Genomic DNA, 12,864 nt, shown 5'->3' on the forward strand with positions numbered 1-12,864 from the left:
ACGTGAGCCTGTTCCCTTGGTTATGGCTGTGTTGCGAGCATTTTTATGTTGCTTGCTATGACAATTAAGATACGTCGAGGAGGTTTCAAATGAAAAATAGTCCATTTACCATTCCTGTGTTGAAAACAACAGCGATGATGTTGTTCGCGTGTGTTGTTCTTCTGCCGTTATCAGCTCGTGCTGAGATAAAGGCTGGAAGCTTTGAGTTGAGCCCTTTTGTTGGGTACAATTTTTTCGAAAATGATAAGAATTTGAAAGATCGCCCTATATATGGTGGACGTATTGGCTATAATTTCACGAAGCATTTTGCGCTTGAAGGGGTCGTGGAGACCATTCGCACCCGTATTGATGATAGATCCATCGTCGGTGCAAAAGAAGGGCAGTTTAGAAGCCCCATGACCGATGTAGATCTGACCTTTTACCATATTGATGCCCTCTATCACTTTATGCCTGACGGGAGATTCAACCCGTTTGTCGTTGCGGGTATCGGTGGTGCGCACCATAGCCCTGACATATCAAGCGGCGACATGATAGCCCTCAATTATGGCGTAGGGGCGAAATATTGGTTGTCCAAAAACATCGCATTGCGATTTGACCTGAGAGATCACGTGGTTACGGAAGTATTTCAGGAAAGCTACCATAACCTTAGTGCAACGATGGGGCTTGTCTTTGCGTTAGGTGGCACGTCGAAGTCGGCTCCGGTTCAAGTGGCGCAACCCAAAACAGTACCGGCGGAAAAGGTTGTTATTGTTGTAGCGGAAACGCCTGTGCCGAAGGTTGAAGAGAAGGTCAAGGTTCTTTCAGAAGAGGCGAAAGGTGAAGGCAAAATCATTATTCTGGCGTTTGAAGACGTCCACTTTGATTTTGATAAGGCGACGCTCAATAATGAAGCCAAAGCCGTACTGAAAGAGAGCATCCAGATTCTTAAGGACAACCCCAAGGCGAATGTCCGCATTGCCGGATATACCTCAGCGTCTGGTACGGAAGCATATAACCAGGCACTCAGTGAAAGACGGGCAAAAGCCGTTGAAGATTACCTTGTGCAAGAAGGAGTCGTAAGGCCGGGGAGACTTTCTACTATCGGCTATGGACAGACCAGACCGGCTCAGTATGAGTCTGCCCCGAAAGATATTTACTCCAAAGCGGCGAAAGCGAATATGCGCGTTCTTTTTGAAATCATCGTCAAATAGTCACGGATGAAATTGACGACGGCTATCTGCGCTGATGCTTCTTAATTGCGGTTCATCCCTTATTTCTGGTAGTCTGTCAACGATACGCTGTGTTGTCGTTGACAGACTCTAAGTAAAGGAAATTCTGTGGAAACCATTACCCGTAATATTTTGTTAAGCTTGGCATTGGTAGCCGTCTCTTCGTTTATACCCATCATTGGTATTATTGCTGGTCTCTTTACTCCCTACCCTTTACTGCGCACGATAGTTTCGGTGAATTTTCGGGCGTCGTTGTATGTTGCGCTACCCTCACTGCTTTTTTTAGTCGCGATCAACCCGCTTGGTGGGGGATTATATGTTTTCGAAACGGTTTTTCCTTCATTGGTGGCAGGGTACTTGTTGCTCAGTCGTACGAACCCGCTTGAAATTGTGGTGAAATCAACCTTAGCTGCTGGTGCTTTGTTGATGGGTGGTTACGTGGTGTATATGGTGATGAGTGGGTCGCATCCGGTACAGGTTTTCTTTCAGGAAATGGCTCAAGTGGTGGTTGATAGCGGCGCATCGGTCATGCTGGCGGGCGGTAATATCAATCAGGTTTTTGCTGTGCTTGCCAATATTTCGTTTGGATTTGTCATGGCAGGAATTTCATTTAGTCTTATTTGCTCATTAGGCTTGTTGTTGCGCCGTCAGAAAGCGGCGAAAAATTCCGATGATTCTTTTGCCATTGACCGTTTTGTCGGTACGCGCATTCCGTTTGAGATAGTATTTTTGTTTCTGGCTTCGTTAGTTGGAACTATGGGTGAAAATACGGCGCTGACTATGGTGGCGTCGAGTATTCTTTTCTATTTGCTTATGTTGTACGCCTTTCAGGGCGTACTTATTTTGTCGACATTCTTTCGCGTCCGTTCTGTTCCGAAGCCATTTCAGTTTGTGGTTTATATTTTTATGATTATCCAGCCGGGGCTTATTCTTGTGCTGAGCTTTTTTGGGTTATTGGAGTCGTGGTTTGACTTCCGGCGCAAGTGGTTAAAACTTCCATGATGTCGTTTGACCCGACACGGCGTATTGATGAGCTGATCGAAGCAATCGAACGGTATAATCGTGCTTATTACAGCGATGGGGTCTCGTTGATTGCGGATGCCGAATACGACACGCTTTACCGTGAGCTGGAACAACTTGAAGCAGAGTACCCACTTTTTCAGCGTAACGATTCTCCTACCAAACGGGTTGGCGCGAAAGTCAACGGCAATGTGCCACCAATTGAACATGGCGTGCCGATGCTCTCGCTGGGGAATGCCTACACGCTTGCTGAAGTAACCGATTTTATGCAGAAAGTATGGCAACACGATGAGCAGGCCACGTTTAGTGTTGAGCCGAAAATTGACGGTGTTGCCGTCACGCTCCAGTATGTACAAGGTGAATTTAGCCTTGGTGCTACGCGCGGCGATGGGAAATTTGGCGAAGACATTACCCACACACTCAAGACGATTCGCCTCCTGCCACTGGCTATAGATACGCACTGGGCGGAATGTGAGATTCGCGGCGAGGTCTATATCCGCCGCGAGCACTTTAAGCAGATCAATCAACAGCGTGCCGCTGCTGGCGAACCGTTGTACGCGAATCCCAGGAATTTGGCGGCGGGAACGCTCAAACTCCTTGACCCTGCGTTGGCCGCGCCGCGTCACCTGAATATTTTTACCTACGCGTTATATGGCGCACCGCTGACTACGCAGCAAGAGGCACTGAAACAACTCAAAAAACTGGGCTTTCCGGTCAATCCGTTGTCGTGTGTGTGCCGCAATGCTGACGAGGTGTTTGCTGCCATTCAGGCGATTGCTACGGCACGCTTTACCCTGCCGTACGATATCGATGGCGCGGTGATTAAAGTGAACGAATTTTCCCTGCATCAGGCTTTAGGCACCACGGCTAAAACTCCACGCTATGCTCTTGCCTATAAATATGAAGCGACGCAAGCCAGCACCCGTTTGCAGGCGATTACGTGGCAGGTGGGTCGCACGGGCGTGCTCACTCCGGTGGCCGAGCTTGAGCCGGTTTTGCTCGCTGGCAGCACCATTGCGCGTGCCACATTGCATAATTTGGAAGAGTTGAGCCGCAAAGATATTCGCGTGGGCGACATGGTGTTTCTGGAAAAAGGTGGCGATGTCATTCCAAAGATCGTTGCGCCCATCATTCAGCAGCGCACCGGAATGGAAGTTGCGGTTATACCACCGGAATGTTGTCCCGTATGCTCAGGGAAAATTGCGAAGTCTGACGATCTGGTTGCGCTGTATTGTGTGAATCAACAGTGCCCTGCCCGTGTCAAAGGAACGATTGCTCACTTTGCCAGCCGCGATGCGATGGATATTGAAGGCCTTGGCGAGCGCGCCGTCGAACGATTCTGGGACACAGGGATGATCCGTTCGATCAGTGATATTTATACGGCTGATCTCAGCGAGATTGCGCAACTCGATGGCTACGGCGCAAAGAGCGTTGCCAATCTTGAAGAGGCAATCGAACGTTCCAAGCAGCGTTCGCTTTCACGGTTGCTATTTGCCCTTGGGATTCGTCATGTGGGAAAAAAGACGGCTGAAGTGCTTGCCGAGCGGTATCGCACGCTTGAGGCACTGCTCAACGCAACGCTTGAAGAATTGATCGGTCTGCCCGATATTGGCGAAAAAGTTGCCACAGAGATTACGGCGTATTTGGCGCTGGACGATACCCGTAACCTGATATACAAGCTTATTGCAGCGGGTGTGCAACCTCCGGTGACACCGCAACACGATATGACCCTCGCCGTAACGACACCACTGACGGGCAAGACGGTATTGTTTACCGGTACGCTTTCGCTGCCTCGACGGGAGTTAGAAGAGATGGTGCGTCAACACGGTGGCGTTATCGCTGGCAGTGTCAACCGCAAACTTGACTATTTAGTCTGTGGCGAGAAACCAGGGAGTAAACGGGAAAAAGCCCTTGAACTGCAAATAACGATTTTAGATGAAGAGGAGTTCCTGACACTGTGTGGCAAAAAATAATCACCATCCTTGAAATGATTAAATTTTCGCATACCCTCTTTGCGCTTCCCTTTGCGTTGATGGCCATGCTTGCGGCGGCACAGGGTTTACCAAGCGGCGCGACAATTTTTTGGATTGTGGTGGCAATGGTGGGGGCGCGCAGTGCGGGGATGGCGCTGAATCGGATTATTGATGCCGATATCGATAAAGCGAACCCACGCACCGCCAGTCGCCATTTGCCATCAGGGAAACTATCACACCGTGAAGCGTGGTTCTTTACGCTTGCTTCGCTGCTAATCTTTATTGTGGCGGCCTACATGCTAAACGATCTGGCGTTTAAGCTGAGCCCGGTCGCAGTGGCTTTTCTCGTCCTCTACCCGTACATGAAGCGCTTACACAATACGGCGCACATCATCTTAGGCCTGACATTGGCGATGGCACCGATCGGGGCGACGATTGCGGTGCGCGGCGAAGTTACCCTTTTCAGCATTTTACTCGGGTGTTTTGTGACGCTGTGGGTGGCTGGTTTTGATATTATTTACGCGACACAGGATATCCAGTTTGACCGCAGCCAAGGGTTAAAAAGCATTCCCGCGCGCTATGGTCACGAAAAGTCGCTGGCGATTGCTTCTTCGCTGCATATGTTAGCCTATATCGCCCTCTTTCTGAGTTATATAGCCCTCAGTTTTGCAGGAGTGCTCTATTTAATTGGCATCCTTGTTGTTGGAGGCATGTTGATTTATGAACATCACTTGGCCGGAGCGGCGGAAAACCCTGATGATATTGATACCGCGTTTTTTACCGTCAACAGCTATATTGCCGTGGTGATGTTGGTTGCCATTTGTCTGGACTGGGCGTTTGTGTGGTGAGGTCGAGTCAGCAGCCTGCCCCGACCATTTCAACTTTCGTTAATCCCAATCCACACGCGTCTTCTATGCTCATATTGCCTAAATAGGCTATGATTTCATACGGGCGTGCGGAACTCACCTGTTCCAGTGTAAACCGCAGTGGTTCCAGTGATTCATGGGTAAACCCGTGCCGTAGATCTACTTCTTTGATCCCCTTATTTGAGCGACGCACCCATTTCCATTCTGGTGATTCAAACCGTGAGCGGTCGAGATGTCTTTGCTGAAACTCGCGACATTCGTAGCGCGTTGTCGTTACGGTTGCGGAGAGCTTTTCAAACTTCCCTGTACGTGCAGCAAGCACATGCAACCCTGGTGGCAATGTCCGATTCAGCTTTTCAATGGCCTCAAGCGGGTTGATCTCCTGAATCAGTGAGATATCCATATACTCGGCAAAAGACTCAATCCCCAACCCAAGGGCGTCGCCATAGCTCATCTTCACCCGTTGGTTAAACCCTTGAGTATAGGCAACCGGCAAGCCGGAGCGGATAACGCCGGAGGTAATGGCTTTGACTGTCTCTAAATGGCCAAGAAAGCGCAGTAGTCCCGCTTTTTGGTAACGGATGCGCAGGGTGGTCACGGGTTGCGCCGAGAGCTGATCGGCTGTTGGCGCTGTCAGGAGTTGTTGTGCCGGCGCGACGGCTTTCCAAGGAGCTAGCTTCAGTTCGATTTCCCCTTCGCAGACGCCACACTGTGAGCATGCGGCTAGGCGGCAATCTTCGGTGATGGCGCCACGGGCAGCACGTTCCCATTCGTCCCAAAGGAAATCTTTCGCCAACCGTGCATTGATAGTATCCCAGGGGAGCGTTTCGTCGCGACGGTATTCGCGATGTGCGAACGCTTCGATGGTATACCCAAAAGCGGCAAAAGCCTCCACCCAGCGGGCGTAGATGAAGGATTCATCCCATCCATCGAAACGGCATCCAAGTTCAACCGCTTTGGCTAAAACAGGAGCTAAACGTCTGTCACCACGAGAAAATGCCGCCTCCAGCTGGCTGACGTGCGGGTTGTGGAACTTATACTGGATGGTATATGACGAAAGTTTGTGTTGGAGCAGTTTTTGCTTGGCTTGCAACGAGGCCACCGATTCCATTGGATACCATTGGAACGGTGTGTGTGCTTTGGGCACAAAGCAAGAAACACTGACGGTTACGCGGTTATTGCGACCATATTGGTTTGCGATGTGGCGAATTTTAATCGATAAGTCGGCGATGCCGAGGACGTCTTGTTCGGTTTCAAAGGGGAGCCCGATCATGAAATAGAGTTTCATCCCTTTCCAGCCAGCGCTGAAAACACGGTGCGCAGTTTCGAGCATGTCTTCTTCAGAAATCCCTTTATTGATAATGTCGCGCATCCGTTGCGTGCCAGCTTCAGGAGCAATCGTAAAGGAACTTTTGCGAATCTTTTTTACTTCGGCAATCAGCTCGTCGCTCAACGTTCCGGCACGCAAACTTGGGAGTGAAACCGAGACCCCCTGTGGGGCATATTCGCGCAAAAAGTCGCTTAATAGGCTATCTATTCCCTGATAGTCGGTTGCAGAGAGTGACATGAGGCCAACTTCACTGAGTCCGGTATTGCCCAAGGCGCAACGGGCAAGCTGCATAATATTTTCTGGTGCGCGATCGCGTACGGGTCGGTAGATCATCCCCGCCTGACAAAAGCGGCAACCGCGTGTACAGCCACGCGATATTTCGACGACGGCACGGTTATGAATGGTGTCCATAAAAGGGATAATCGGTGACTCTACTCCGGGTGCATCATTCAGGTTGGTGACAACCGCTTTAGTAACAGCTGTGTATGAAGGATCGAGTGGTGTTATCGTCGTCGATCCGTTGGTATCGAAGGTATGGGAAAATTCATGCGGCAGATAGTAGCCATCATGCTGTTTCATCCAGCGTTGTAGTGAGGGATCGCGCAGCGACGTACCGCTTTGTTTGGCTGCTAACAATTGCTCTAACATTTCTGGAAAAGCCTCTTCCGCATCGCCAATAAACATGAGATCAAAGAATGGTGCTACCGGTTCAGCACTAAAGCAGACTGGCCCACCGGCGATAACGAGCGGCATTTTTGCAGTGCGGTCTTTGGCATAGAGCGGTAGGTTACACAAGCGAAGCATCTGTACTATATTCGAGTAACTCATTTCATATTGGAGGGTAACGGCAATAACGTCGAATTCCGAAAGGGGTGTTTGTGATTCGAGCGAACGGATTTCTTCGTTTTCCAGCACAAGGAATTTTTCCATATCGTGCCATGGCGAGTAGCAGCGTTCCGCAATGACATTGGGTAAGGCGTTGCCAATCGCGTAAAGTATTTTTAATCCGAGGTGGCTCATACCAACTTCGTACACATCGGGAAAGAAAAGGGCAATGCGGAGTTGCTTTCCAGTATAGGGTTTGTGGATGGCACCGAGTTCTCCGCCGGTGTAACGGGTTGGCTTTTGGACGCGTGAGAGAAAAGTATGTAATTTCACAGGAACTCCAGTTGAACTTTTGGCAACACGTAGACGTGTGCAGAAATCTATTGTGCGAGTGTCGGTTGCAGTCCCGTTTCGGGTGACCACTTTTGGGCGATGCACTCCGCAATCGGCAAATCGCTGGGGAGCGTAATTTTTATATTATAGGGGGTTCCGGCAACCAGTGCGACCGGGATTCCACAGGCTTCCAGTGCCGAAGCATCGTCGGTGATGGTACGTGAAGCACAAGACCGCATCGCTCCGCGCAATGTTGCGAGGTCAAAGGCTTGCGGCGTTTGTGCTAGGTAGACGGTTGCACGGGGGATGGTACGTGCGACGGTGGCACTATCAGTGCTTACTTTGACGGTTTCCTTCGCCGATACCGCAACGATGGCGCCACGGTGTGTCTGCAAGGCATGGTCTAATGCTTCCACCATCGAGCGCGTAAGAAAAGGACGTACCCCATCGTGAATATACACATGGGCGTGTTCGTGGGTGATTGCCTCTAAGGCATTCCGTACGGAATCGCTTCGCTCGGTCCCACTCGTAGCATGGAAACATGGTATCGCAATCGAATGCACAGCAAGGATTGCCTGAAGCATATCGCTATCCTCAGGTCGGCTAACGATAATGATCTCATCAAAAAAGTTAAGGGCAAGCGTGTGGCGTAGCGTCCAAGCGAAAATCGGTTGACCATTGAGTTCAAGGTACTGTTTCGGAACCGACCCGCCCATCCGTTGCCCGACACCACCTACCAATAACACACCAATGCGCGGTAGTTTCATACGAGTTCTGGAAGGCCTGTGGTGGCGGAATAGATTTTTTTAGAGAGAAGTAGCGAGCAAATAGAGTCGGCACAATGGGCATAGAGCAGTGCCTCGCCGAGATCTTTGCCGATGGCAAAAACCCCATGCGAACGGACAATCATGGCTGGCGCGTGTTGCAGCGCTCCAGCAACCCCATGCGCCATTTCTGTGGATCCAATCGGGTTTTCAAAGCGGCAGACAGGAATGTGTGGCAAGTAGTATTTTCCTTCGGCATCTTCGGGGATGATGATATCAAAGAATGATGACAATACGGTTGCCGCATGGGAGTGGATATGAATAATCGCTTTGGCTAACGGGTTCTGGCGATATATTTCAAGATGAACCGGCAGTTCACGCGATGGTTCGGGCTGATCATGATCGCGGTGAATTTCGGCGTTCTGTACCGAAAGATGGACGATATCACTTTCGGTAAGGTGCCCAAGCATTGCTCCAGAACGGGTAATGACATACCGCTCACCCGTATCGCGACGATAGGAAATATTGCCTGAATGGGCCGAGTTGAGCGAATGTTCGTAGGTGATTCTTCCGGCTAAAATCAGGTTAGCGATGGAGTTTTGCATGTGCGAGTATCCCGTTACATCCGTCTTCAAGTATATCAAGTACCTCTTCAAAGCCTTTAGCGCCGCCGTAGTAGGGGTCAGGGACTTCGCCGGGGTGCGTGCTCTGGCAGAAGTCGACAAAACGGAAAATCTTCGTCCGCTCTTGTTCATTTGCTGCCATCCGGTACAGTGCTTGTTGGTTAGCATCATCCATCGCGATAATCATATCAAAAGAACGCAAATCATCTTTGGTGACTTGACGCGAAATGCTTGTAACGTGATAGCCGCGTTGTGCGGCAGCTCTTTGACTACGAATATCAGCGGGTTCACCTGCATGCGCCGCCGATGTACCCGCGGAATCGCAGAGAAATCTTTCTGAAAGCCCTGTTTTTTGAATGAGGCGTTGCATGACCGCTTCGGCACTGGGAGAACGGCAGATGTTGCCTAAACAGACAAAGAGCAAAGCGAACTTTGGTTGAGCGTTCACTGGAGTGTTACGCATCATGTTAGTTTGTCGCGAGCGCTTCGCGAGTTTCGTGCATAAGGTTATCAATAATTTTTTGTACCGGAAGAATATCTTTGATTTTATAGACATTTTTTCCGGCAAAGACGATCCCATTTTCAATATCACCATTGCGAGCTTTGAGTAGCGCATCAAGAATGCAGAAAGAGTGGGAGCAACTTTTCAAGCAGGAGACACACCGTTCTACTTTCATGTTTCCTTTGCGGATGAACTCGGTCAGAAACGGTGTCAAGATAGCGCGGCCTGGGTAGCCGACTGGACTGAGGAAGGTGACGATATCTTCTTCGCGAGCATTCAAGTACGCTTGCTTGTAGCGGTCATGCACATCGCATTCATCACTGAGCACAAAACGGGTTCCGAGTTGTACCCCATCGGCACCAAGGCGAAACATATCGGCCATCCCTTTGCCGTCAATCAGCCCGCCGGCTGCGATCACGGGGATTTTTAGCGTTTGCTTGATTTCCGCAAAAATCTCACTCAGGGGCTGATCGGTTCCAAGATGGCCAGCCGCTTCGCCACTTTCGACGATAACCGCTTTCGCACCCATTTTCTCGATAAACTCACCGACTCGGGCGCTAGAAATAACGGGAACAATCTCGACATTCGCATCTTGACCCATCTTAAAGAGTTGTTTCGAGATGCCAGCTCCGGCAATGATCATGTCGACTTTTGCTTCAAAAGACGCTTTCACCAAATCCATAAAATGGTTTGCCGCGACCATGATGTTAACGCCGATAATGCCAGAGGTGAGTTTCTTGGCTTCAACGATCATATTGTGTAATTTTTCCGGCTCAACGCCAGTTCCCCCGATAACGCCAATACCACCAGCATTGGCGACGGCTGAGGCTAACGAAGGATTTGACACTAAAACAGACATTCCCCCCTGAATGATGGGGACTTTCGGTTGATGTTTACCAATGGTGAGTTGAGGGATGGTTGTCAAAATTTATCCTTATTCATTCGCTTGTAAATGCGGATTTTTCGATAAATAAAAAGCGAGTCCTTCCAGTTCTACACTGAAATCAACGTATTTAACCTTGACCGTATCAGGAAGTTTGAGACGTACAGGAGTAAAGTTTAAAAGTCCATTAATGCCGCAGGAAACTAAGTGGTTGGCAACTTGCTGTGCTGCTTCTGACGTTACGGTCATAATGGCAACGTTGACTTTGTGGTCTTTGATAGCCTTTTCGAGGTCTGCTTCGGTTGTCACGCCGACAATAGTTGAGGGAAGATCACGCAGTTTCGCGGGATCTTTGTCGTATACTACCGTAATATTGAATCCCGATTTGCGAAATCCTTGGTATGTTATAAGGGCATGTCCGAGGTTTCCTGCCCCTACTAAAACAACATTCCATGATCCTTTCACGCCAAGGATTTGTTGGATTTGCAATTTGAGGTCGGTAACGTAATAGCCAACGCCACGCACACCCATCTCGCCGAAATAGGCTAAATCTTTGCGAATTTGCGCTGACTTAAAGCCGCAAAGTGTTTCAAGGATATCGCTAGAAACTACTTCAGTGCCCTGTAGCTCAAGGGAGTCCAGTAATCGCATGTAGATAGAAAGACGGCGTATTGTCGCTTCAGGTATCTTCATTGGTGTACCCCTCTCGGTAAGTGCTTGTGAAAAAAGCGGCAGTGCGTACACACTACCGCTTTTGATTGATCGAACGATTGTTCCGGTACTGATTAACCGACGTACGGGTTAGCGAAGAGAAGAATCAACGCAACAACCAGTGCATAAATAGCCAGAGATTCAATCATCGCAAGACCGATGATCATGGTCGTCATGATTTTACCTGAGGCATTTGGATTGCGAGAAATCCCTTCAGTAGCACCACGGATTGCAGAACCCATGCCGATACCGGTACCGAATGCAGCCAGACCCATGCCGATACCGGCAGCGATCATGATTGCGGCGAGAACAGTACTGTTGACGCCCGTAGAACCTTCAGCTGCAAGTGCGGCTGTAGAGGCGATGGCCACCAACGCTACTGCCATAAAAATACGCTTCATCATGTACAAAAATCCTCCTTACAAAAACGTTCTATTGCAAAGCAATGCTGGCAATACCAAAGTTTAGTGAGCATCTTCCATAGCACTGGTGAGGTATACCATGGTCAGCAAGCAGAAGACAACCGTTTGAATGAGAGAGACAAAAATCCCCATTCCCATAATGACCGCAGGCACAAGATATGCCACGAGGCTCATGATAACGATCAGGACAATTTCATGTCCCTGAATATTTCCGAACAGACGCAGAGTGAGCGATACGGGGCGGGTTAAGTGCCCAACTATTTCAATAGGCATCATGAGAGGTGCAATCCAAGGTACTGGGCCAGCAAAGTGCTTGATATAGTTGACAACACCTTGCGTTTTTACTCCATACACGTGGGTAAGTACGAAAACAATAATAGCTAATGAAGCGGTAGTGTTAATGCCTGCGGTTGGCGAGTGGAAACCTGGGATTAAACCAAGGAGGTTGCAGGTAAGAATATAGAATGCAAAGGCGCTAATCAATGGAACGAAATGATGGCCATGATGACCCATGTTGCCGACAACAGCGTTGCGGATAAATTCGACGATAGCTTCAAAAAAGTTCTGCATGCCTCGCGGCACTTCCTGGATACGGCTTGTGGCCATTTTGCCTGCGATGAGTATAATTGCCATGGCGATCCATGAATAAATTACGTCTGGCGTTAACCATGTGCCATTGCCGTTTAGGAAAAAATACGGATGCATGCGAAAAATCCCCCTGACTCTTTTTTCTTATGTCGCGCCATAAGCGCTCTCATCGTAATTCCTTATGAAGTAGACCGTCGCTCAATCCAGACGACCCAAAGGCATAATGTAGCAATACTGCTTGCGAGGCCGACGCAAATCCACCAGATAGAGAACCATCCAGAAGAGATTGCAAGCGCTATCACAATAGCGGCGACAATATAGCGCGCGTAGAAGCGCCTGACAAGAACTTTTACCGCAAAAGCGAGCGATTCGTTCAATAAATTTTCTGCGACACCAACGCGTATCTGTCGCAAACTATAGACAGAAAGCAGTGAACCGAGCGCGAACCCAAGTCCATAGCGAACATCTAATAGTGACAGTGCTCCTCCAAGCACAAATGCCACTGCGCTAGTGAACCACTCTATACTCCGTATCCGTTCAGTTGTCATTTTTACGATCCTGAGTCGGGGGCTCATCGCCCATGCCACCATACCGCTTGGCCATAATCCATACATTGCGAAAGCCAGCGATAAGACCGTAAATCAGGCCGACAATTTTCCCCCATGGGTGCCAATCAAACCAGATATCGACCATGTACCCCAGCCATACGAAAATCCCAAAGGCGAGGATAAACGCAATGCCAATAGAACTCGCATTCGCAATCTGGCGCATCAAACTGGCATTATCATTCTGAGAAATACAATTCACCGTACCCTA

At 49.3% G+C, this 12,864-nt stretch carries 14 protein-coding genes; 4 read left to right on the forward strand and 10 right to left on the reverse strand.

Annotated elements, in window-relative coordinates:
* The first annotated feature begins 89 nt into the window (after window positions 1-89).
* From P304_RS0106575 to P304_RS0106590, 4 genes are all read left to right on the forward strand, one after another.
* Window positions 90-1,190, forward strand: coding sequence for an OmpA family protein (locus P304_RS0106575; RefSeq protein WP_027389895.1), 1,101 nt, complete (start codon window positions 90-92; stop codon window positions 1,188-1,190).
* Window positions 1,191-1,316: 126 nt separating this feature from the next.
* On the forward strand, window positions 1,317-2,210 hold the full coding sequence (locus tag P304_RS0106580; RefSeq protein ID WP_027389896.1) for a DUF2232 domain-containing protein: 894 nt from the start codon (window positions 1,317-1,319) through the stop codon (window positions 2,208-2,210).
* Entirely contained in the window at window positions 2,210-4,201 is a 1,992-nt protein-coding gene (gene ligA / locus P304_RS0106585; protein ID WP_027389897.1) for an NAD-dependent DNA ligase LigA, read from the forward strand. The genes P304_RS0106580 and ligA overlap by 1 nt, the downstream gene beginning before the upstream one ends.
* Before the next feature lie 14 nt (window positions 4,202-4,215).
* The gene (locus P304_RS0106590; RefSeq protein WP_051321502.1) at window positions 4,216-5,049 is read left to right on the forward strand and encodes a UbiA-like polyprenyltransferase; all 834 of its coding nucleotides are present in this window, start codon (window positions 4,216-4,218) and stop codon (window positions 5,047-5,049) included.
* A 7-nt stretch (window positions 5,050-5,056) separates the two neighbouring features.
* Here the strand turns inward: P304_RS0106590 and P304_RS0106595 are convergent, their stop codons facing one another.
* The 10 genes from P304_RS0106595 to P304_RS14415 form a co-directional block, all read right to left on the reverse strand.
* Window positions 5,057-7,555, reverse strand: coding sequence for a TIGR03960 family B12-binding radical SAM protein (locus P304_RS0106595; protein ID WP_027389899.1), 2,499 nt, complete (start codon window positions 7,553-7,555; stop codon window positions 5,057-5,059).
* A gap of 47 nt (window positions 7,556-7,602) precedes the next feature.
* On the reverse strand, window positions 7,603-8,322 hold the full coding sequence (gene ispD / locus P304_RS14400; RefSeq protein ID WP_051321477.1) for a 2-C-methyl-D-erythritol 4-phosphate cytidylyltransferase: 720 nt from the start codon (window positions 8,320-8,322) through the stop codon (window positions 7,603-7,605).
* Window positions 8,319-8,924: a class II aldolase/adducin family protein gene (locus tag P304_RS14405; protein WP_051321478.1), complete on the reverse strand. Its 606-nt coding sequence runs from the start codon at window positions 8,922-8,924 to the stop codon at window positions 8,319-8,321. The genes ispD and P304_RS14405 overlap by 4 nt, the downstream gene beginning before the upstream one ends.
* Window positions 8,905-9,405, reverse strand: a complete 501-nt coding sequence (locus P304_RS0106610) for a low molecular weight protein-tyrosine-phosphatase (protein ID WP_051321503.1) — start codon at window positions 9,403-9,405, stop codon at window positions 8,905-8,907. The genes P304_RS14405 and P304_RS0106610 overlap by 20 nt, the downstream gene beginning before the upstream one ends.
* A gap of 4 nt (window positions 9,406-9,409) precedes the next feature.
* Complete coding sequence (locus tag P304_RS0106615; protein ID WP_027389901.1) at window positions 9,410-10,369, reverse strand: NAD(P)H-dependent flavin oxidoreductase; 960 nt, start codon at window positions 10,367-10,369, stop codon at window positions 9,410-9,412.
* Window positions 10,370-10,378: 9 nt separating this feature from the next.
* The gene (locus P304_RS0106620; protein WP_027389902.1) at window positions 10,379-11,020 is read right to left on the reverse strand and encodes a redox-sensing transcriptional repressor Rex; all 642 of its coding nucleotides are present in this window, start codon (window positions 11,018-11,020) and stop codon (window positions 10,379-10,381) included.
* Window positions 11,021-11,112: 92 nt separating this feature from the next.
* The gene (atpE, locus tag P304_RS14410) at window positions 11,113-11,334 is read right to left on the reverse strand and encodes an ATP synthase F0 subunit C (protein ID WP_034764586.1); all 222 of its coding nucleotides are present in this window, start codon (window positions 11,332-11,334) and stop codon (window positions 11,113-11,115) included.
* A gap of 168 nt (window positions 11,335-11,502) precedes the next feature.
* The gene (atpB, locus tag P304_RS0106630; RefSeq protein ID WP_027389904.1) at window positions 11,503-12,165 is read right to left on the reverse strand and encodes a F0F1 ATP synthase subunit A; all 663 of its coding nucleotides are present in this window, start codon (window positions 12,163-12,165) and stop codon (window positions 11,503-11,505) included.
* 62 nt (window positions 12,166-12,227) lie between these two features.
* Window positions 12,228-12,596: a hypothetical protein gene (locus P304_RS0106635; protein WP_027389905.1), complete on the reverse strand. Its 369-nt coding sequence runs from the start codon at window positions 12,594-12,596 to the stop codon at window positions 12,228-12,230.
* A complete protein-coding gene (locus P304_RS14415) occupies window positions 12,586-12,819 on the reverse strand; it encodes an AtpZ/AtpI family protein (RefSeq protein ID WP_236613311.1) in 234 nt (77 codons plus the stop codon). The genes P304_RS0106635 and P304_RS14415 overlap by 11 nt, the downstream gene beginning before the upstream one ends.
* Window positions 12,820-12,864 lie beyond the last annotated feature (45 nt).

Source organism: Chrysiogenes arsenatis DSM 11915 (genome assembly GCF_000469585.1).
Taxonomy (GTDB): domain Bacteria; phylum Chrysiogenota; class Chrysiogenetes; order Chrysiogenales; family Chrysiogenaceae; genus Chrysiogenes; species Chrysiogenes arsenatis.